Origin of the sequence: Ensifer sp. ENS07 (assembly GCF_014852185.1) — a bacterium.
GTDB classification, from domain to species: domain Bacteria; phylum Pseudomonadota; class Alphaproteobacteria; order Rhizobiales; family Rhizobiaceae; genus Ensifer; species Ensifer adhaerens.
Genome location: NZ_JACVBE010000016.1, coordinates 140,055 through 160,283, shown reverse-complemented (window position 1 = coordinate 160,283; position 20,229 = coordinate 140,055). Strand labels below are relative to the sequence as shown.

The following is a 20,229-nucleotide window of genomic DNA, read 5'->3' as shown; positions in this document are numbered from 1 at the left end:
CTCGTCCAGTCGCGACCTTGCCCGTCTGCGGGAAGCGTCGTGGTTCTGCATTGGACGCCCCTAACGTCCGTTCGAACTTCACCGTCAGCTTTCCGACAATTTTTGCGAAGCGATTGCAAAGGGATCGTCGATGTTGCTTTGTTGAATTGGTCCGCCCCTTTCGGCAAGGTACCGATTCATAATTGAAGGATTGTTGCCGGTGAAGACGAGCCTCGACCACTTGCCCGCGATCAAACGAGAACAGCCTCGTCGCGTGGTCGAGATCATCCATGAGGAATTCGATGACGCGTTGAAGGGCGCCTCGGCCGACTTCAAGAAACGGGGCCGCATCCTGAAAATAGTTCACTTCAGCTCAAACGGTCGCGGCACTTTTGTCGACGAGCCCTACACCAAGAAGGGATATCGCTCGGATTTCGACATTCTGGTCATCGTCAACAATAAGAAGCTTACCGATCCAACCTACTGGAACCGGGCAAATGATCGGTTGATGCGCGACCGGTCAGCGTGATCGTGCATGCCCTCCGGGAGGTGAAACTCCGCGAGGGCCGATATTTCTTCGTTGATATCGCTCGCGAGTGGATCGTGCTGTACGATCTCGACAATGAGCCTTTGGCACCTCCCGGACGTTTGAGCACCAAAGAAGCAGCGCGATTGCATCCGGAATTTCACGGACAGGCTTCCACGCTTTTGTGTAGACGAGGGAAACCTGAAAGCGGCGGCCTTGCTGCTTCATCAATCCATCGAGCAGGTGTACGCAACGGTCCTTCGCGTCCTGACAAACTACAGTCCGTCACCGCACCATCTTCGCTTCCTTCGAGGGCTTGCGGAGGACCGTGCTGAAGACTTGTTCGAGGTCTGGCCCGAGCAACCGCAGCGCTACGCAGTGTGGTTCAACGTTCTCAATGAGGCCTGCGTCAAAGCGCGTTATTCACTGCATTATGACATCTCCAGCCAAGCCCTGGACTGGCTAGCTCGCGCAACGCACGGAGATACTCTTCTCCAAGGTTGAGGACGCCTGCCTCACCCATCTCGAGCGGATCCCTCCGGCTTCAATATGATGCCCGACTACGTGGTCGCCGGGAACAGGATCGTGACCTTGAGGCCCCGTCCGTCGGCCCCCTCGCTGAGACGGGTCGTCGCACCGTAGAGTTCGGCAATCTCCTCGACGATGGGCAGTCCTAGCCCAGAGCCCGGCGCCTCACTTCCTCCGCGCTCGAAGCGGCGCAACACCTGCTCGCGCAACTCTGCTCGAATGCCGGGGCCATTGTCCTCGACGACAAGCGACACGGATCCAGTGTCTACAAGAACACGCGTCGTCACTTCGGCACCAGGGCCGGCATAAAGCAAAGCGTTGCCGATCAGATTCTTCAGCATCTCGGCCACGAGCAATGGCTCTGCGCGAATGAAGGCTTCGCCCGCACCATCGAAGCCAAGATCGATATCGGCCTCTCCCGCCGCCGGCACGTGTTCCGCGGTGACTCCCCGCACGAGTTCGACTAGTTCGACACGCTCGAGCATACGGGCCTCGTTCTTGCCGGCAGCATCGATCTTCGCCATCAAAAGCAGTTGCCGCAGAATGCGTTCGGCACTGGCAACCGCTTCGTCGGCCTTTTTCACCGCGCCATGCGTCTCCTCTATAGAACCGGCGCGCTGCGCCAAGGCGAGCTGTGTCCGGATGATGGCGAGTGGCGTGCGAAGCTGGTGACTGGCATTGCCGGTAAAATTGCGAAGCGCATCAAGCGCCGACTGCAAGCGCCCCATGAAGGAATTGACGGTATCGACGAGGCCCTGAACCTCGTTCGGCACCCTCTCGCCGATCGGATGCAGATCGTCGGGACTGCGCTCCGAAATCGCATCGCCCAATCGGTAGAGCGGCCGCAAGGAAAACGTAACCGCGATCCAGACGATCACCGCCGCACCGGCTATCATCATGCCGAGGCGGAGCGCCGACCGCACCAGGATCGTCTGCGCCAGATGTCGGCGCGCAATTGTCGTTTCGGCAACCGTGACCACGAAGGGCACGGAATTGATGCCGGTTGACGCGGAGCGGCGAAGGGCGGCAATGCGGATCGGTTCGCCGCGGAAGATCGAATCCGCAAATGTGGTCGATGCGCCGGGCTCCTCCGCCAGCGACGGCAGCGTCTGGTAGCCGGTGATGAACTGGCCGGGCGGGCCGTCGACCCGGTAGAACACCCGGTCCTGCGCGGCCGACGTCAGCATTTCCAGCGCGACATAGGGGATGTCGACTTCGAGCGACCCGTCTTCCGCCACGACCACGCGCTCGGCGATTGCCAGCGCCGAGCCGGCAAGCACCCGATCGGAAACGACGTTGGCGGTCGTCACGGCCTCCCGATAGGTATCCGTCAGCGCGATGACCCCGATCACTACCGTCGAGATCAACAGCCAGCCAAGCAGCCGCCGGCGGAGGGAATAGACCGTCGTCCTCATTCCGGCCCGGCCGCTTTGTCGAGATAGTAGCCGATGCCGCGGGCGGTGCGCACGGTCAGCCCATGCGGTGCGAGCCGCTTGCGCAGCCGGCTGACATATTGCTCGATCGCGTTGGAGCTCAAGTCGTCGTCGAACCCTGTCAGCGACTGCATGATCGCATCCTTGGCGACCACCTTGCCGGCACGCATGAACAGAAGCTCAAGAAGTCCGAGCTCGCGCGCCGGGATCTCGATCGGCGCGCCGCCGGACGAGAAGCTGCGGGTGTTGAGATCGAGTGACACATTGCCGTAACTGACGGTCGAGGCCCTGAGGCCCGCCTGACGGCGCAAGAGCACGCGCACGCGCGCTTCGAGCTCGCCGACGTCGAAAGGTTTGATCATGTAGTCGTCGGCGCCGAGGTCGAGCCCCTTGATCCGCTCTTCGGGCGCGCCCCTTGCCGTCAGGATCAAGACCGCGGCGCGGTTCTGGCGAGCACGCATCGCCCTCAGCACATCGAGGCCATCCATTTCCGGCAGATTGAGATCGAGAATGACAAGATCGAACGTTTCGGTGGCGGCCACCGCATGCGCCGACGCACCGTCACTGACGACGTCAACGGCATAGCCACTGCCGCGCAAGATCGCCGACAGGCCCTCGGCCAGGTCCTGGTTGTCCTCAACAAGCAAGATACGCAATTATCACCACTCCCCCGACCACCTTATCCGCCGACGCCTTGCTTGTGAACGGTACGACACTGAGGCATTGTGGATTCATGCGGTTCTTGATTTCTTTTCTTTTTTTTGCTCTTTGTCCTCAGCTGCTCCTTGCGGCCCCTATCATATTCCCGGCCCTTTCCGGCAAAGCGGACGTGCGCACGCTGGTCGTCTATTCATCACTCGACGAGCCGCTCGCAAAGCCGATGATCATCGGTTTCCAGCGGGCCAATCCGGACGTTGCCGTGCGCTATGAGGACATGCTAACCGGAGAAATCTACGACCGCATCATCAAGGAGACCGACGCCGGAATGAATACGGCGGACTTCGCCTTTTCTTCCGCCATGGACCTGCAAGTCAAGCTCAGCAACGACGGTTACGCCCAGCGCAGCGACCTGCCGATGAGCGACCGCTGGCCCGCCTGGGCCAACTGGCGCAACACGGCTTATGCGCTGACCTTCGAGCCTGCCGTCTTCGTCTATCACAAGCCGAGCTTCACCAAGGAGAAACCGCCGTCGACGCGCGCGGAATTCGTCGATTACCTGAAGCGCCAGGGCGCGGCCGTCTTCGGCAGGATCGGAACCTATGACATCGAGCGGTCCGGCGTCGGCTTCCTCTTCATGTCGCGCGACCAGGAACAGTTCGGCGATATCTGGGATGTCATCCAGGCGATGGGGGCGGCCGGCGTCAAACTCTACTCGACGAGCGAAGCAATCCTCGAGCGTGTCGCCGACGGCCGCTTCGTGCTCGGCTACAACATCCTCGGATCCTATGCGGCGGACTGGGCGGCACGGCATCCGGATGTCGGCATCGTTCTGCCGAAGGATTATACCGTGGTGATGTCGCGCATCGGCCTCGTCCCGCAAGCTGCCGCCTCCCCCGACCTCGGCCGGCGCTACCTTGAATTCTTCATGTCGAAGGAAGGCCAGACGATTATGGCCCGGGAGTTGCAAATCCCGGCCGTCAGCCCAGAGGTCGCGGGTGAAAATACCGCCAACACCATGCAGGAGATGCTTGGCGGCCAGTTGCGCCCCGTCCCGGTAAGCCCGGGACTGATGGTCTATCTCGATCAGGTAAAGCGCTCACGGCTGATTGCCAAATGGAACGAGGTTCTGAGGCTCCATTGAAGACGACGGACCGGAAGCGCGGCGCTCCCGGTCCGATCGCAAATCCCGCCAGCTTCAGGCTTAAGCCTTGTTCCGCGTACGCCCGGACCGTAGGGCCTGCGCGGAAAGGTTCAGTTCGACCGCAGCAAGCACCAACGCCTTCAACGCCTCTTCGTCGATCGCCTCGCCCTCGTGGATATCGATGGCGCGCCGGACATTGCCGTCAAGGCTGGAATTGAAAAGACCTGCCGGATCGTCGAGTGCTGCCCCCTTGGCGAAAGTCATTTTCACAACCGCTTTATAGGTCTCGCCGGTACAGATGATGCCGGCATGCTCCCAGACCGGGACGCCTCGCCATTTCCATTCCTCGACGACGTCAGGATCCGCTTCCTTGATCAGCTTGCGTATCTTCGCAAGCGTCGCACCGCGCCAGTCGCCAAGTTCCGCGATCCTCGCGTCAATCTGCCCGGAGGCAGAAGCGGCGGCTTCTGCCGCATCGTCGTTTTTCGCCTTGGTCGTCGCTTTTGCCATCGTATTTACTCTCCCATCATCCTTGCCGGAGCTCGCCTTCAGGCGGGGCCGGTGCAAACCGTCTTCGCCTTTGTCGGCGTTGCTCCTCATACCTAGGCTCGGGCCGACTGGCGGCAATATCCGAGCAACGATTCGTGGTCCCGTCGCGAAATCCGGTCGGGACCTGGCTCAATTTGAACGCCGGGAACCGGCAACATCGCCTGTCAGCGCATGCGAGAACCTAAAATTCCGTAAACCGTGCGACAGGATTTTCGCATTCGGGGCTTGATGTCAGCTAAATGTCAGCTTTCTATGGTGCCTTGAGGTCACTGGCACCCGTGGAGGCGGGCCGCCGGTTGCGTACTGGGAGGAAGCCACCAATCCGGTCAAGCGATAAGGGTCGAAAGAGCCCGTCGCCGTCTTCCCGTTCGCACACAGCAACAACGTGCGCGGTGAAAACGCGCCTCACGGAGGACTGACCTTGAAACATATTTTCCTCGCAACGATTCTCGCCGGTGCCATGTCGCTCCCGGCAGTTGCCGCTGATTACACGATCATTGCACCGGCAAACCCGGGCGGCGGCTGGGACCAGACGGCGCGTTCGCTGCAGACGGTCATGCAGCAGGAAGGCATCTCCGGCAACGTTCAGGTTCAAAACGTACCGGGCGCCGGCGGCACCATCGGTCTCGCCCAGTTCGCAAGCCAACAGAAGGGCAACCCGAACGCCCTGATCGTCGGCGGCTACGTCATGGTCGGTGCAATCCTCACCAACAAGTCCCCGGTCACCCTTAAGGACGTCACGCCGATCGCGCGTCTCACCGGCGAATACGAAGCGATAGTCGTTCCGGCCTCGTCCGAGATCAAGACCATGGGCGACCTCGTCGAAGCCCTGAAGAAGGATCCGGGTGCCGTGTCCTGGGCTGGCGGCTCGGCCGGCGGTACCGACCACATCGCTGTCGGCCTGATCGCCAAGGCCGCCGGCGTCGACCCGACCAAGATCAACTACATCGCCTATTCCGGCGGCGGTGAGGCGCTTGCCGCTATCCTCGGCAGCCAGGTTACCGCAGGCATCTCGGGCTACGGCGAGTTCGAATCGCAGGTCAAGGCCGGCACGCTCCGCCTGCTCGCCGTCTCCAGCGCCGAGCGCATTGCCGGCGTTGATGCTCCAACGCTGAAGGAATCGGGCGTTGACGTCGTCGTCGAGAACTGGCGCATGGTCGCAGCCGCTCCTGGCCTCTCGGACGAACAGAAGGCCGCCGTTTCGGCCGACATCGAGAAGCTTGCGAAGTCCGCGGGTTGGCAGGAGGTCCTGAAGGCCAAGGGCTGGCAGGACAGCTATCTCGCCGGTGATGCCTTCAACGCCCAGCTCGACAAGGACGTTGCGGCGACCGAAGGCGTTCTCAAGGACATTGGACTGGTGAAATGACCAAGGGGCATCACCCTTCAACTGCAACGCGTCGCCCGGATCGGGCGGCGCTCTTCATCGCGGTGGTTCTCGCCGCTATCGCTGGACTGATTTTCTGGGATGTGTCGCGCCTGACCGGCGCTGCCGGCTACTCCCAGGTCGGGCCGACCACGGTTCCCTATGCGATCGCCTGCTGTCTTTTTGGCCTTGCGATCTGGACCGCGATCGAAGCGTTTCGCGGCGATTTTCCGGAGCGCGAGCGCCAGGAAGTCGCTCCGGTTGTCTGGATCGTCGGTGGTCTTGCCGCCCAGATGCTGCTGTTGAACATAGCAGGCTTCTCGATCGCCACCGGCATTCTGTTCGCGTTGACCGCACGTGGTTTCGGCAAGCGCAAGCTTTGGTTCTCGCTCCCCGTCGGCATTGCGATCTGCTTTGTGGTGTGGGTAATCTTCGCCAAGCTCCTGCTCCTGTCGCTGCCCGCGGGGCCGCTTGAACACCTGTTCTTCTAAGAGGGCCGACGACCATGGCTACTTTTGAATTCCTGATGCAGGGATTGCTGGTTGCTGCGCAGCCGATGAACCTGCTCTACGCTCTGATCGGCGTGACACTCGGCACGGCGGTTGGCGTCCTACCCGGCATCGGCCCGGCCCTGACGGTGGCGCTCCTGCTACCGGTCACCTACCGTCTCGATCCCGGCGGCTCGCTGATCATGTTTGCCGGCATCTATTACGGCGGCATGTATGGCGGCTCGACCACGTCGATCCTGCTCAACACCCCCGGTGAAAGCGCCTCGATCGTGACTGCGCTCGAAGGCAACAAGATGGCGAGAGCGGGACGCGGCGGGCCAGCGCTAGCAACGGCGGCGATCGGCTCCTTCGTCGCCGGCCTGATTGCCACGCTCGGTCTTGCCTTCATCGCGCCTTACATCGTCAAGCTGGCCCTGGTTTTCGGTCCGCGCGAATATTTCGCGCTGATGGTTCTCGCCTTTGTCACCGTTTCCTCGGCCTTCGGCGACAGCACCCTTCGCGGTCTGACGTCGCTGTTTGTCGGCCTGGCGCTTTCCGTCATCGGCATCGACCAACTGACCGGCCAGGCGCGCCTTTCCTTCGGCGTTCCCGAACTGCTTGACGGCATTGAGGTGACGACGCTTGCCGTTGCCATGTTCGCCATCGGCGAGACGCTCTACATCGCCGCACAGGGCGACAAGGGGCCGGATAAGGTCGAGGCCGTCCGTGGCTCGGTGTGGATGAATGCGGCCGACTGGGCACGTTCCTGGAAGGCGTGGCTGCGCGGTACGCTCATCGGCTTCCCGATCGGCGCCATGCCGGCTGGCGGCGCCGAGATCGGCACGTTCCTGTCCTATGCCACAGAGAAGCGCCTGACGAAGCATCCGGAAGAATTCGGCAATGGCGCGATAGAAGGCGTCGCCGGCCCGGAAGCGGCCAACAACGCCTCGGCCGCTGGCACGCTCGTGCCGCTCCTGACGCTTGGCCTGCCGACCACGGCAACCGCGGCGATCATGCTTGCCGGCTTCCAGCAGTATGGCCTCCAGCCCGGACCGCTGCTGTTTGCGACCAATCCGCAGCTCGTCTGGGGCCTGATCGCCAGCCTTCTGATCGCCAACTTCATGTTGCTGGTTCTGAACCTGCCGCTCATCGGTCTTTGGGTGAAGCTGCTGACAGTTCCGAAGCCTTGGCTCTATGCCGGCATCCTGCTGTTTGCCACGCTCGGCACGATCGGGGCCAACCCTTCGGTCTACGAGCTCGGCATGTTGCTCGCCTTCGGCCTGCTCGGTTACGCGATGCGCATCTTTGGATATCCGATCGCGCCTGTCGTCGTCGGCCTGATCTTGGGCCCGCTCGCCGAACAGCAGCTGCGCCGCGCGCTCGCGATCAGCCAGGGGGACTACTCAGTCCTGTTCACCTCGCCGATTGCCGCAGGCCTCCTGATCATCGCAGCTGCAGCGCTGATCGTACCGCTCATCCTTCGGGCCCGTGGCCGCGGCGAAGTCCTTGCGCAGCTCGCCGCCAACGAAGACTAAGCCCCAAAACAATCGGGTCCGGAACCCCTTTCGGACCCGATCGACATAGCGCCTCCTCCCAAGGCCTATCCGCAGGTCCGTCCGGTTTGAAAACCGACCGGGCCTGCTCCCTTTGCATGGCTGGCCTGTCCGATTGTGCATTGCAATAAGACTGGCCAGACCCCATCTTTTGCTCATCAAAGAGAAAACGAAAGCGAGCAAGAAGATGGCTACCACAACTTATCACAAGGGTTTCATCGGTCGTGCATTCGCAGTTCTCGGCGCTGCTAGCGCTGCCGCCGCCGCTGTCGAAGGTCACCGCCGCCCGAAGGCAAGCGACCTGCGTACGCTGGGCATCGATCCGGCGAACTTCCCGGACACGCGCCGCGGCTAACATATTCCAGCGCCCCGAGGGGCGCCTTATCCTCCCAAGGATAGAACGGCTCGGGGTTGAGAGACCACCGAGCCGTTGTATTTTCCGGCAGCCGGCATCTTCAGCCCCCGCCACTTCATAGACCCGGCTCAAGAGGGCAGACGGTCCGACGCCCACTCGTCCCAAGTTGAAGCAGCGTGCTTCCGTTGCATGGCTGGGGTGCTTCATTGTGCATTGCAAAAAGACCGACCAGACCTCATCTTTATTTCATCGAAGAGAAAACGAAAGCGAGCAAGAAGATGACTACCACAACCTATCACAAGGGTTTCATCGGTCGTGCATTCGCAGTTCTCGGCGCTGCTAGCGCTGCCGCCGCCGCTGTCGAAGGTCACCGCCGCCCGAAGGCAAGCGACCTGCACACGCTGGGCATTGATCCGGCGAACTTCCCCGACACGCGCCGCGGCTAACAAATTCCAGCGCCCACGAGGGCGCCTTATCCTTCCAAGGATGATGAAGAACGGCTCGGGGTCGAGAGACCACCGGGCCGTTGCTATTATGGAAAAGCGCGTCCCTCCTCGTCGGGGTTCGTCGAACGCCGTCAACGCGTTGGCGGCGTATGTAGGACATCAACGAGGCGTCGCGCGACGTCGCCTCACTTCTTCGCGCGATAGATCAATACCGGTATCGTGGAGTGAGCCAGCACCTTGGCAGCGACGCTGCCGAGCATCAGGCTTCCGACGCCACTGCGACCATGGGACGCCATGATGATGAGATCGGCATCTTTGTATATCGCCTGGTCGCAGATTGCGCGGTAGACCTCGTGGCTGCGGACCTGCTCCGTCTGGCACTCCACGCCTTCCGCCGCAGCCTTGCGCGCTAAAGCCGCGAGCATTTCAGCGGCATGCTTGCTGGCCAGTGCCTCGTATTCGGTGCGCGTGCTCGACAACTGCTCGGGATCGACCGAATAGAGGTGGAATGGTTCGGTAACGGCAAGGATGTTCACTCGTGCGCGGACGTCCTTTGCAAAGGTTATGCCTGCATCGACAGCGATTGTTGCTAAGGGCGAGCCGTCGGTGGGTATGAGAATATTGCGAAACATGGGATCCTCCTCTTCCAAGCTCCAGAGGAAGCTTAGTGCGTGGAGCGGCCTATTCCTTTGATCCCGATCAACGTTCCGGATTTCAGCAGGGAGGCGAATACTTAGCGACCTTTGTCGAAGCGGAAAAAATGTCGCAGTCGCCGCCACAGGATGACGGACCAAGGCACCTCGGCATTGATCGCCTGGCAGCCAGCTTGTGTCAGCGAGAATTCAACGCGACCGTCATCTACCTCTCTTCGCGTGATGTATTGCATGTTCAGGGCGCGAAAGACCGGCGGGTGCAGTTCCGGTGGCCAGTAGATTTCATCTCCCGGCACCCGATAGGCGCCCGCGTTATAGAGCTCCTCAAGCACGTTCCTTAAATCACTGGCCAGCATTAGATGTTTATCCCGCACAGCGTGTGGTGTGGTAATGTGCGACACGACGACCTAACGAAATAGGTCGTCGCTCCAGCACCGTTCCTAAACATCTATTCGTCAATAGGCCCTGAAATAGACTTCCGTTACGCGAAACTGCCCATCGATGCGCTTGCATTGTACGATGACGTCAATGGCGATTTTCAAGAGTTCGCGAATGTCGGTGCGCTGCAGGTATTGTCCGCCCTCCGATTCCTTTACCAGAAGGGTCAACTGTTCAAACGCCAGTTTCGCGGAGTCAGCGTGCACCGTTGTGATTGAGCCGGGATGCCCAGAGTTCACGTTGCGGATGTAATAGAAAGCCGTCCCATCGCGCAGTTCCTGCAGTAGGATTCGATCGGGCCGCATGCGCAGACAGGATTCCAGGAGCTCCTTCACGCCGACTTTGGCGAGCCCCTGACCTCCCTTGGAATAGAATAACCGCGCGTGGTTCGGCTGATGAATCACGAGTTCCGGCGTGTCTTCGATAGAGATGACCCGCTCATCATCCGGAATATGACGAATGAGTGCCTTGGAGAGCGTTGTCTTCCCCGACCCCGTCGCTCCTGAGATGACGATATTCTTCCGGGCCAGCACCGCCTGGCGAAGGAACTCGGCCCACGCGCCCGTCTGATGCAGATCGATGAGTTTCCGGTCCGTCGCACCGGCCATGTGACTGCCGGACGCCATGTCAGTGAACAAGCCACCCTTCTCAAGGTCGCCAAGACTTAATGCGGCCGACGAGGGCTTTCGGATGGTGATGCTGACCGTGTTCCGAGTGGTCGCAGGCGGGATGACGATCTGGATTCGCTCATTCCCCGGCAGTGTTGCCGACAGGATCGGCCGCGTTTCATCGATGGATTGATGGGAAAGACTAGCCACGGCCCTGGCAAGGCGCATCAGCTTTTCAAAGGATAGTTCCGGCAGATTATGGGTCCGCCATCCACCAGAGCCTTCTGTCAGCACCTGCCCTGGCCTATTGACGATCACTTCGTAGAGCGAGGGGTCGTCAAGGTACGGCATGAACGGAGACAGCAGTTCACGAACGACCGTCGCATCAGGACCTTCGGTCATCGCCCGCACCCTACTTCGTCACGCGCGTCGACCGCGGGCGGACATCTCCCAGCACCGCGCGGTCAAGGAGTTTGTTTTTCGGCCCGATCACGCGCAATCCGTAAACACCGGAAAAGTCGAGATCACGTGCGACGAAGATCGAGACAAGCTCGCCTTGGTTCTTATTGAGCGTTGGCGGAATGTTGATCGATTGCTCGACAGCGATGGCTGCCGCCTGCTGGCCTGCGTTTGTGGTGTTCTCAGCGTCGACGTCGCTGTTACGCAGGCGACTGTTGGCGTAGCTCGTGGCATCGCCGACGATGGACAGGAGAAGCGCACTCCCGAACCGCTCCCACCAGTGAGTGTCGACGTAGCCGTTCACGCCCGCCCGGCCGAGCGCATCCGTTGCCGGCGAGGCCAAGGTGACGATGACGCCGTTCGGGGTTTTCGCGCGGTTCCAGAGCACGAAGAGACGCTTCTGTCCTCGCTGGAGGCCGCCCCGATATTCGCCAACAACTTGCGTGCCTTTCTCCATTAGCACAACCCGGCCATTGTCCGATAGAACATCCCGGTTGATTACGCAGCTGGTGAAGCCGGGCTGATCGGATGACATGGCAGTTTCCAATACGCACGGAATTGACGATCCCATTGCAACTACGAAGTTACGATTGCCGAGCGTGCCGGCGCGCGAGCCTTCAAGCCTGGTCGGCCGTAGCAGCCCGTTGAACCGCTGTTCGTCGGCGTTGGCGGAGTTCTGACCCACCATGCTTCCATCAAGCGGCACGAAATGGCTGTCCGCGGACACCGCCGGATCCGCGATCTCGCGGTGCGATGTTGTGTTCTTCTGTCCACCGCTGAAGGCGATGACCGGCGACCGGCGCGCCGAGTCAAGCAGCGGATCTTCGTCCTCCACTTCCTCTGCGGCGAGCGGGGTCGGCAGCTTCACTTCCGGCACGGCTTGGACCGGCTCCATCTTCTCCTTGACCGGCTCGAAATTCGCCGTTTGCCGGATGACAACCCGCTCGGGTCTGGTTCTGTCCGTCGGAGTGTGCTCGCCGCTCATCGACCACAGGGCGAAAGCGACAAAGGTAACAACAGCCAGCGCAACCGCGCCGCGCTTCAAGACAGGATTGCTGTCGATCCTCCCCCCGGGAACCGTTTCGCCGCGCTCCCCCGGTATCCGGTTTTCATCTTCCTCAAGCATGACTGTCTCCTATTGCGCCGCGCCGGCTTCAGTCCGAACGACCCGCTCGACCGACGGCGAGGTCGTGTTGGTGTCCGGGTTGATACCGACGCGGTCATAGGCCTCGTTGAAGACGCAGAGCACGTCCCGTCCCCTCCGCAGGATGAACTTCCGGCCAATCGCGTGGGCCAGGACAAGATTGCCGTCTACGGATTTCGGCACCAGGCTTTCACTACCGTCTGAGTTCTCGATGTAGATCGCGGGTATTTCCTGATTGCCGTCGAAGGCAAATGTCGTAACCTTGCCATTGTCGTAGACCGAGTGCGGCTCCAGCGCCTGGGAGCCCTGCGCCGAATAACGCCAATTCCGAGCACCATAGCCCTCATGAATGGCCAGGACATTGTCGGCCTCCTTCGACTGAGCAGCGATCTCTCGCGCCGCCGCAGCTTGGCGGCGCCGCTGCGCTTCATCGGCCGGGTAGCGGTACTTGACGTAGAAGTAGGTGTTATGTCCCACCTCCACTTTTCCGTCCCGCACCATCAGTTCCATTTGGTAGCTTCGGGTCGAGCCGTCGCGCCGAGTGGAGACGACAGAGAGATTGGTGACCGGCTGATTTTCCCGCGGTTTGAGAAACAGGATGTTTCCTGCCGGCGCCACCTCCCAAGCTACACTGTTGCCCAGCGCAACATGGGCGATCTCCTCGTCGGCCGCGAACTCCACCTGCACCGAAGAACGCAAGGAGCCTATGATGCGAGTGATGTTGTAGGGCTGGTAATCGACAAAGCGGACACGACTGTCCTGCGCCGCGCCGCGCGGAATATCGAGTGCAGATGCCGTGCTGGCGGACGTCGTAAGGAGGAGAGTAGCAATGAAAATAGTCCGCATCAGTTGATGGCCTCCGGATCGGCTCGGTATTCGCTGACGGCAAAACCGAGAGGATTCACCAGCCGATCCGTCGACGACATCGGCGCGTTTGCATAGGAGAACGTCAGCGTTGCAACCCAATGGGTTGTCCGGACTTCTTCCCCGCGGGTGATGGTGCGCATGTAACGGACGGATACGACATGCGAATTTATCAGCGAGATCGAGGCGATGCTGATGCGTGCGGTGGCGCCGCGCCCATAGGTGTTCTGCGGCGACTCCGGATTGCTGCCGCGATAGAGGGCCGAAAACCGAGCCTGCTCCCGCTGCGTCGAGAGAAGCGCGACTGAGCGGAAGTTCTCCTCTGCCTCGCTCCAGACGTAGCCTTCGCGAGCGCGGACGTATTTCGCGGCGAAGTATTTCGTCACGGCCTCGTCATAGGTGCCGGGCGTCGACGTCAGCGCCGAGACGACATCAACGATACCTGTCGAATTGTCGACCCGCACGACAAACGGCTCGACCGATTTCAACGGCGTGAGGCCGGAAATGGCAAGGATCGAAGCGCCGGCGAGAATGCTTGCCGCGACGGCAATGGACCAGGCAACGCGTGAATTGCGCTCGACCTGGAGCATGCGTTCCTGGTCGAAGCGCCGCGCCTTCTCAAAGTATGTCTTGAGTTCGTCGCCGGAGACCATCGCGTCAGCCCCCGCATGTACGATAGGAGGCGTCAACGTCGGACTGAGCAAAGGCGGAAGGTCCCCTGCCCTCTTCGACATAAGCGGTGGCGACGGACTGAGAGGTCGCCGGTCCCGCATAGGACTGTTTCTGTTTGACGTTGCTATTGTCTTCCCACTGCCACATCGAGCGATTGAGGGCGCGGCGCGAATAGCCATCGCAATTCGGGACCGGATAGGTCAGCGATGCGCAGCCGCTTAAGGCAGCCGCCATGCAGAGCAGCGGAAATGTTCTGATCATTCCTGAAGAGCCTTTTTCTTGTTCGTGCGAAAAGCGTCACAATCCCGAGCCCTTCGGGCTCAGGGTTCGACCAATGGCCCGGACACCGCGTCCGGCCGCACGGGCGGTATGGGACGCCGCCCAAGCGAGCGTGCTTTCGTGGGCGTCGCGTGCAGCGCCGTAGCCGTAGGTCAACGACGCGCCGCCGGCGGCAAGCGCCGAAGCAATGTTCGGAAGCTGATAGAAGACATAGAGGGCAGCGAGGCAGATGGCGCAGAGCGCGGTTGGACGCATCAGCACGTCGGTATATCCTTGAATTGCCGTGAAGGTCGTATCGATGCAGGTGATCAGCAGTGAGCCGACGGCGACGACGAGCACCTGGAGGATCACGAAGTTCGCAAGCTGTCCCAGCCACGCCTCGGTGAAGCGCCGCGTCGCCTGAAACATCGCCAGGGCCACGAAGATCGGACCGATGGCGAGCACGATGGCGAGCGCCAGCCGGGCATAGAGCGATACGATATAGCCAATCGCCGCGACGATGAAGCTCGCGCCAATGGCCATCATGCCGCCGATGCCTGTCACGAAATCGACCGGCCAAGAGGAGCGGGCCCAGATCTCCTTGGCACACGCGTGCCCCTTATCGAGCAGGCTGTCGAAGGTTGAGGCACTTGGTGCTGCGCCGGTGTTCAACGCCTGCGAAATCTCACGCGGCAATCCCTCGAAGAAGATGTCGGTGACGTAGGTCTGGTATTCGTCGGCGTCCCTCACCAGCATCACGATGATGGCGAGCTTGATCGTCCGAAATGCGAAGTCGAGGATCGGTTCCTGGACCGAGCCGCGGAGCACGAGATAGCCGTAAAGCACGACATAGAGCGTGACCGCTGCCGTCAGGGGGCCCGAAATCCACTCTGAGATGTTCGAGGTCCCGTCGGAGACGAAGGTCTCCAGCGGAGCCTTGAACTGCTCGTCGACGAAGGCAAAGACCTGATACATGCCCTCAACCTCCAGGTCCCTTTCACATCCGCTTAAGACGGGCCTTGAAGTCTGCGGCCGCGGCGTTTTGGCAATTCGGGGTATTGCCTAATTCACCAGGGTTGTTGCCACACGTCGCGATGATTTCGGACAGCAGGGCCTCGTCGGCGATGAGTTCGTCGACAGTGTAGGTGCGCTCGGCCTGCTCGGAGCAGCTAACCAATAGGACAGCGAGAAGAACGACATGCCTCTTCATTGCAGTGCCGCCCCCATCGCGTCGAGGCGCCGGCGCCAGTCTTCCGCCTTGCGCTGCTCGTCAATTTGGGCCTGTGCCTGCTGGACCATTCGGAGGGCCTCCATGCGCAGTACATCGGTCTGGAGGAAAGCTGTTTCCGCCTGAAGTCGCGCCTGAAGGTCGGCTATGTCCTTGGCGTCAGCCGCGGTCGAAATCTTCTCGCGGAGTTGGTCAATGCCATCGACGCGCTTGGCCGCGGCATCGAAGATATGCTGCGCTAGGCTCATCTGCCCGGCATTCTTGTTCTGAATGCGGGAAAGCTCCTGCGCGTAGAAGTCCTCTGCGCTGGTCCGATAGGTCGAATTACCCTCAAGGAATTTCGTGGCCGTATCGCCGAACACGCCCGTTCCGCTTCCCTTGAACAGTCCATCGATGACGTTAAAGTCCCCAGGCAGCGCCTTGCGGACGGCAGGATCGTTCAAGACGCCGGCAACATCCGCCATGTCGGTGATCTTGTTGAGCGAGCCGTAAAGCTGCTGCGCCTGCTCTATCTGCTGATTGAGCGCATCAAGCTGGGCTTTCAGTTGAGCGATACTCTCGAGGTGCTTGGCGATCGCGGTTCGGTCGATCACCGGGATCCCCTGCCCGGCTGCCGTGCCGGCGCAGAGAATGAGCGCCGCGGCTATTGCCGCGCCGTGAATTCGATTAGAAGCCATTAGCTCAAACTCCTTCTTTGCTGAAAAATCGGAAGCCAATCCGCGAGCCGGTCGCCGACTTCTGTGCGGATTGCATCGGCGAGTTCGACATTCGCGGTGCGGCCGGAGAGGATGGCAAGTTCGTCGTCAAAACCGCCTAGGTTCAGTTCGGCGACAACGCTATTGTGTCCTTGCTTCAATATGAATCGGCGGCTCTCGACGGAGAGCTCGCGTGCAATGAGTTCATACTCCCGCTCGGTGAGCTTGAAGCCGTCGACATAGTCGGCGTAGTTACTGCGGGAATTCGGTAGGAAGATCTGCGTCGGGCATTGCTCGATGATCGTATGAGCGATCGGCGATACGATCGCATCGCGCGGGCTCTGCGTAGCAAAGAGCATAAGCCCGTTCTGCTTGCGGATCGTCTTGAGCTTGTTCTGTGCGAGATCGCGAAACCCTTCATCCTGGAGCGCCTTCCAGAACTCATCGATAACGATGATGATGCGCCTGCCATCGATCAGTTGCTCGACGCGATGAAAGAGGTAGGCCATCAGCGGCGTGCGGATTTCCTCGTTGTCGAGGAAATCGGTCATGTCATAGCCGACGAATTTGCCGTCGAAGCCGATGTCCTCAATGATGTTATCGAACACCCAACCGAGCGGCCCCCCTCTCTCCCACCGCCGCAGACGCGCGGCAATGCCTTCGGGATCGGCGTTGTTGAGGAAGGTCCTGAGCGCGCCGATCGTCCGGCGCTCCACCGGCAAGTCGGCAAGGCCGTCGATGGCGACGGCGATATCGCGGAGTTCGGTCACCGTCAGTTCCCGTGTTGCCGAGCCGACAAGCCTGCCGACCCAGCGCGTGAGAAACACCTTGTTGTCCGGCGTCGGTTCCAGTGCCTTCAGGGGAGCGCACCCGGTCGGGGCACCATTCTTCAGCGGCAGATAGGTGCCGCCGGCGGCGCGCACGTAGAGATCAGATCCCCTGTCCTTATCGAAAAACACAACATGCGGGTCATGTTTCTCCAGCTGCGACAGCATGAAGTTCAAAAGCACGGTCTTGCCGGCACCGGACGGTCCGCATACGAAAGTGTTGCCGAGATCGCCATAATGGAAATTGAAGTAGTACGGTGACCCCGACGCCGTCTTGAGAAGAGCGACGGCAGGTCCCCATTCATTGCCGTGCTTCCGACCGATCGGGTAGGAGTGGAAAGGTGCGAGCGCCGCGAAGTTGCGCGACGTGATCGCGCCGGACCGGGCGCGATAGCGGAAGTTTCCTGGTAGTTGCGCCCACCAGGCCGCCTCGAGGCCGAGATCCTCGCGCGCGACGACGGCGGCTCCACCGGTCAGGCTGGCGCGCGCCTTGGCGAGATTGTCGGTCAATTCCTTCACCGATGGGGCAAAGACGGAAAGCGTCAGATGGTGCTCGCCTAGCACGAACCGATTGGACTCCAGATCGTCCATCGCCCCATCAAGTTCCTCGATCTGTGAGGCCGCCTTGTCCCCACTGCTGACCATCTGGTTTTGCTTGCGGCCCATGATCACGCGGGCGTCCGCCTTCGAGACGAAGGAGAAGGATTGCGTCAGGATCAGTTCGAAGGGACTAGTGAGCACACCGTCGAGCATGCCGGTCCGAGTTCTGGCCGGATATTCCTTAAAACTCAGCATGCCGGCAAAGCGGCTTTCGGCCTCGTGCCGGATCTCGACTGTCTCGCGGCCGACAATGACACGATCCGAGTAGATCGCCGAGGCGATACGCCCCTCCGTCAGCGGGACCGGCTCCCGACGGCCGCCGACGAACTGATGCAGCACTTCGCTCGGCTCCGAGAACAACAGGCCGTCACGTTCGTAGAGGCACAGCACGCGCGGTTCGAAGCGTTTCAACGCCGCTGTGACATCGATGACCTTGTCGCGGAGCTGCTTGAGGGCTTCCTCGTCGAGTTCGGCCCCGGCCTGACGTGCCCGACGCAAGCGCGCCAGCAGCCTTGCCGCCTTGTCGGACGGATCGCGGGCCGGAGACCACAGGATCGTCAGATAGAGGTCGTTGCGAAACAGGTCCTCCCCAACCATGCGCGCGCGATACTTGTCATTGAGCGCCGCCGAGAAAGGTGTAGTGAACGTGCCTTCCGGACAGCTGTTGTCGCGACGGCGGATGAGATGAGTCCACAAGGCAAGCCGCTCGTCGGCGATGTTCCGATAGAGCGTGTTGAGGTCCCTATGGAGAGCATTCAGGTCGAGAACATCCGCGGTCTCGAAAGAGACGCCTTCAAGCGCGATCATTACCATCAGCGCCCGGGAATCGAGCGCGATCGTCGACACGTCGACATGGCGGACATAGGGGATGAAGGTCTCCGGACCGAGTTCGCGAGATCTGAGTGTGGTCAGGCTAGGCAAATCCGAGGTCCCTTTCATCGTATTTCCGGGCGAGCTTCAGGGGACTAAGCGTCGCTCCGCCCCAAAAGGCGCTGTTGCGCGACCGGCCGCGTGTGTCCACCCAAGCCAGCAAGATGCGGAACATGTTGTGGTCGTGTTTGACGAGCGCGCGGAAAATGAGGTGAAAGACGACGCCAACAGCCAAGTAGGCGATCGAGCCGGCGACGATGTAAAGAATGGTCGTCAGCATGATGTTCATGCCCATGGCTTCCATCGTCACGCCAGCGATCATCGCCGGCCGGGTGCAAGCGATGAACAGCGTGTCTTCCTCAAGGATTGGCCGAAAACTCGCCATGGCGTCAGCTTCCGACGATGGTGTTCACGAGTTCGGTAGCGCCGAAGATGCCGCCAATGCCGATGATCCAGAACCCTGCGCGCCTCAGATCCATGTAGCCGAACATCCAGGCTATGCAGATCACGATGATCGCGATGACGGCCAGAAGCTTGGCGATGTTGCCTGTCAGCATTTCGACGATGTTCTGCAGCACGGTCTCGATGCCGGCCGCCTGCGCGAAGGCAGGTTCGACCATGGATGCCAGGATGGCCATTGCCATTACGGCGGATGCGGCGATCGGGCGGATACGGGCGCTGAAAGTCATTCACTCTCCTCCATATGACTGTTCTGAAACACGAGGACGGAGGACCTCCGTCTCGATCTGAAAACGTCCCAGGACGGCACCGACGCCGTTTGATCGGCAAGGGCCTCGTCCTTGCGTGCATCGCCGATCGCCTCGACAAGAGGCGCTTCGTTGAGCTCCCTCTCCCGTCCATCATCTTCGATCATGAGCGTCGTGATGGTGCTGGCGAGCCGGCTTTCTTCCTGGCGGACCTGCTCATCGTACCTGACCATCGCGCCGACGGATGGATCGTTCCGTCCGTAGTAGGAGTGCAGCATCACCTGTTCGGCCCGGCTCGGGTCCGCTCCCGCTTTCACGGCCAGCCGGTAGTATCCGTCGAGAATGGTCGCCGTGGCCCGAAGGTTGCGGCATGGGTCGAAGGCATCTGAAATCGAAAGGTTGAGCTTGCGGAGTTCTTCCATGCCGATGCCGCCGAGACCGAGCTGTATGTCGTGCCGCTCGGCTGCCAATGACGTGGCGATTGCGATCGCCTTCACCTTGGTCGTGGGCTGCACCGAGAGTGTTGCGCCGCTGTTGACCCGGATGGCGAAGGGTTCGAACCGGCTTTCAAGGCTGACGATGGCGGCGAGCGTCTCGGTTGCAATTGTGGGTGCGCAGGTTTGCGCCAAATCGAGGAAAGTAACAGGCATGCTCAGTACCACACTCGTTGCTTGCCAACCCCGTCGATGATCACGTCGACGTAATGGGGTTGCGGGCGGATGTTCGGTCGCGTCGTCAAATAGCGCTGACACTGCGTACGGCCGTCTCTCCGCCGCCATGCTGCCGATGAGTTCATCCGATCATCGTTGGAGTAGCATTCAGCGTTCGAGACGGTCTGTGGCGTAGTCGAGATACAACTCGCTTCGAGCCCATGGTCTCCATACCGCGTTGTCAGGCGATAACCGTCATTGCAATAATAGGGGTCGTATCGAGGACGCGAGGCCTGAAACCCAACGCTGCCGCAAGTGGGAAAGGAGCGCCCTCTTGCAAGCGCACGCCAGAGCCTGTGGATTGGCGCCCGGCACTCCGCGTATTGCGTAGGACCGCTCGGATTGGAAAGGCACAGGATAACCTGGCACCCCCATTCAGCCGCTCGCGCTTTACTCTCGAAAACAAGACAGAATGGCGCTAGACTGGCTGCAGCGACAAATGCCCGTGCAAGAGACTTATTCATGACCACCACCT

The 20,229-nt window shown here is 60.8% G+C and carries 24 protein-coding genes and 1 pseudogene; 7 read left to right on the top strand and 18 right to left on the bottom strand.

All coding sequences use genetic code 11. The features are described 5' to 3' along the window. Positions 1–199: 199 nt before the first annotated feature. Positions 200–1,058, top strand: a pseudogene (locus IB277_RS32615) (nucleotidyltransferase). Between the two features lie 7 nt (positions 1,059–1,065). Here the strand turns inward: IB277_RS32615 and IB277_RS32610 are convergent. Beyond that, positions 1,066–2,448: a sensor histidine kinase gene (locus IB277_RS32610; RefSeq protein WP_159415888.1), complete on the bottom strand. Its 1,383-nt coding sequence runs from the start codon at positions 2,446–2,448 to the stop codon at positions 1,066–1,068. Next, positions 2,445–3,122: a response regulator transcription factor gene (locus IB277_RS32605; protein WP_034800583.1), complete on the bottom strand. Its 678-nt coding sequence runs from the start codon at positions 3,120–3,122 to the stop codon at positions 2,445–2,447. The genes IB277_RS32610 and IB277_RS32605 overlap by 4 nt, the downstream gene beginning before the upstream one ends. A 77-nt stretch (positions 3,123–3,199) precedes the next feature. Here IB277_RS32605 and IB277_RS32600 point away from each other — a divergent pair, with 77 nt between their 5' ends. Beyond that, on the top strand, positions 3,200–4,267 hold the full coding sequence (locus IB277_RS32600; protein ID WP_060529660.1) for an ABC transporter substrate-binding protein: 1,068 nt from the start codon (positions 3,200–3,202) through the stop codon (positions 4,265–4,267). Between the two features lie 60 nt (positions 4,268–4,327). On the opposite strand, the gene IB277_RS32595 is transcribed toward IB277_RS32600, so the two are convergent. After that, positions 4,328–4,777 (bottom strand): DUF1801 domain-containing protein, encoded by a 450-nt coding sequence (locus IB277_RS32595; RefSeq protein ID WP_034800579.1) that lies wholly within the window; start codon positions 4,775–4,777, stop codon positions 4,328–4,330. Between the two features lie 460 nt (positions 4,778–5,237). Between IB277_RS32595 and IB277_RS32590 the strand changes: the two genes are divergently transcribed. From IB277_RS32590 to IB277_RS32570, 5 genes are all read left to right on the top strand, one after another. Continuing rightward, positions 5,238–6,182, top strand: coding sequence for a tripartite tricarboxylate transporter substrate binding protein (locus IB277_RS32590; protein ID WP_192372740.1), 945 nt, complete (start codon positions 5,238–5,240; stop codon positions 6,180–6,182). Further along, positions 6,179–6,670, top strand: a complete 492-nt coding sequence (locus IB277_RS32585; RefSeq protein WP_192372738.1) for a tripartite tricarboxylate transporter TctB family protein — start codon at positions 6,179–6,181, stop codon at positions 6,668–6,670. Before IB277_RS32590 ends, IB277_RS32585 begins: the two co-directional genes overlap by 4 nt. 14 nt (positions 6,671–6,684) lie before the next feature. Beyond that, a complete protein-coding gene (locus IB277_RS32580) occupies positions 6,685–8,202 on the top strand; it encodes a tripartite tricarboxylate transporter permease (RefSeq protein ID WP_090427460.1) in 1,518 nt (505 codons plus the stop codon). A gap of 205 nt (positions 8,203–8,407) precedes the next feature. Further along, the gene (locus IB277_RS32575) at positions 8,408–8,575 is read left to right on the top strand and encodes a hypothetical protein (protein ID WP_089045897.1); all 168 of its coding nucleotides are present in this window, start codon (positions 8,408–8,410) and stop codon (positions 8,573–8,575) included. 278 nt (positions 8,576–8,853) lie between these two features. Then, positions 8,854–9,021 carry a hypothetical protein gene (locus IB277_RS32570; RefSeq protein ID WP_089045876.1) on the top strand — a complete coding sequence of 56 codons (168 nt, stop codon included), beginning with the start codon at positions 8,854–8,856 and terminating at the stop codon, positions 9,019–9,021. A gap of 185 nt (positions 9,022–9,206) precedes the next feature. Here the strand turns inward: IB277_RS32570 and IB277_RS32565 are convergent, their stop codons facing one another. From IB277_RS32565 to IB277_RS38365, 15 genes are all read right to left on the bottom strand, one after another. Next, positions 9,207–9,653: a universal stress protein gene (locus IB277_RS32565; RefSeq protein WP_192372736.1), complete on the bottom strand. Its 447-nt coding sequence runs from the start codon at positions 9,651–9,653 to the stop codon at positions 9,207–9,209. A 101-nt stretch (positions 9,654–9,754) separates the two neighbouring features. Further along, complete coding sequence (locus IB277_RS32560; RefSeq protein WP_192372734.1) at positions 9,755–10,030, bottom strand: hypothetical protein; 276 nt, start codon at positions 10,028–10,030, stop codon at positions 9,755–9,757. A gap of 99 nt (positions 10,031–10,129) precedes the next feature. After that, positions 10,130–11,122: a P-type DNA transfer ATPase VirB11 gene (gene virB11, locus IB277_RS32555; protein ID WP_192372732.1), complete on the bottom strand. Its 993-nt coding sequence runs from the start codon at positions 11,120–11,122 to the stop codon at positions 10,130–10,132. Between the two features lie 10 nt (positions 11,123–11,132). Then, on the bottom strand, positions 11,133–12,305 hold the full coding sequence (virB10, locus tag IB277_RS32550; RefSeq protein WP_192372730.1) for a type IV secretion system protein VirB10: 1,173 nt from the start codon (positions 12,303–12,305) through the stop codon (positions 11,133–11,135). A gap of 9 nt (positions 12,306–12,314) precedes the next feature. After that, positions 12,315–13,169, bottom strand: coding sequence for a P-type conjugative transfer protein VirB9 (virB9, locus tag IB277_RS32545; RefSeq protein WP_192372729.1), 855 nt, complete (start codon positions 13,167–13,169; stop codon positions 12,315–12,317). Beyond that, positions 13,169–13,840: a virB8 family protein gene (locus IB277_RS32540; RefSeq protein WP_192372727.1), complete on the bottom strand. Its 672-nt coding sequence runs from the start codon at positions 13,838–13,840 to the stop codon at positions 13,169–13,171. The genes virB9 and IB277_RS32540 overlap by 1 nt, the downstream gene beginning before the upstream one ends. 4 nt (positions 13,841–13,844) lie before the next feature. Continuing rightward, entirely contained in the window at positions 13,845–14,120 is a 276-nt protein-coding gene (locus IB277_RS32535) for a hypothetical protein (protein WP_192372725.1), read from the bottom strand. Positions 14,121–14,156: 36 nt separating this feature from the next. Continuing rightward, the gene (locus IB277_RS32530) at positions 14,157–15,092 is read right to left on the bottom strand and encodes a type IV secretion system protein (RefSeq protein ID WP_192372723.1); all 936 of its coding nucleotides are present in this window, start codon (positions 15,090–15,092) and stop codon (positions 14,157–14,159) included. A gap of 22 nt (positions 15,093–15,114) precedes the next feature. Continuing rightward, the gene (locus tag IB277_RS32525; RefSeq protein ID WP_192372721.1) at positions 15,115–15,327 is read right to left on the bottom strand and encodes an EexN family lipoprotein; all 213 of its coding nucleotides are present in this window, start codon (positions 15,325–15,327) and stop codon (positions 15,115–15,117) included. Further along, complete coding sequence (virB5, locus tag IB277_RS32520) at positions 15,324–16,022, bottom strand: P-type DNA transfer protein VirB5 (protein ID WP_192372758.1); 699 nt, start codon at positions 16,020–16,022, stop codon at positions 15,324–15,326. Before virB5 ends, IB277_RS32525 begins: the two co-directional genes overlap by 4 nt. Next, positions 16,022–18,406, bottom strand: coding sequence for a VirB4 family type IV secretion/conjugal transfer ATPase (locus IB277_RS32515; protein ID WP_192372719.1), 2,385 nt, complete (start codon positions 18,404–18,406; stop codon positions 16,022–16,024). The genes virB5 and IB277_RS32515 overlap by 1 nt, the downstream gene beginning before the upstream one ends. Next, a complete protein-coding gene (locus tag IB277_RS32510) occupies positions 18,381–18,722 on the bottom strand; it encodes a type IV secretion system protein VirB3 (protein WP_060529680.1) in 342 nt (113 codons plus the stop codon). The genes IB277_RS32515 and IB277_RS32510 overlap by 26 nt, the downstream gene beginning before the upstream one ends. 4 nt (positions 18,723–18,726) lie before the next feature. Then, positions 18,727–19,026: a TrbC/VirB2 family protein gene (locus tag IB277_RS32505; RefSeq protein ID WP_060643736.1), complete on the bottom strand. Its 300-nt coding sequence runs from the start codon at positions 19,024–19,026 to the stop codon at positions 18,727–18,729. Next, entirely contained in the window at positions 19,023–19,694 is a 672-nt protein-coding gene (locus tag IB277_RS32500) for a lytic transglycosylase domain-containing protein (RefSeq protein ID WP_112975799.1), read from the bottom strand. The genes IB277_RS32505 and IB277_RS32500 overlap by 4 nt, the downstream gene beginning before the upstream one ends. Before the next feature lie 2 nt (positions 19,695–19,696). After that, entirely contained in the window at positions 19,697–20,218 is a 522-nt protein-coding gene (locus tag IB277_RS38365) for a hypothetical protein (protein ID WP_112975798.1), read from the bottom strand. Between the last annotated feature and the right edge of the window lie 11 nt (positions 20,219–20,229).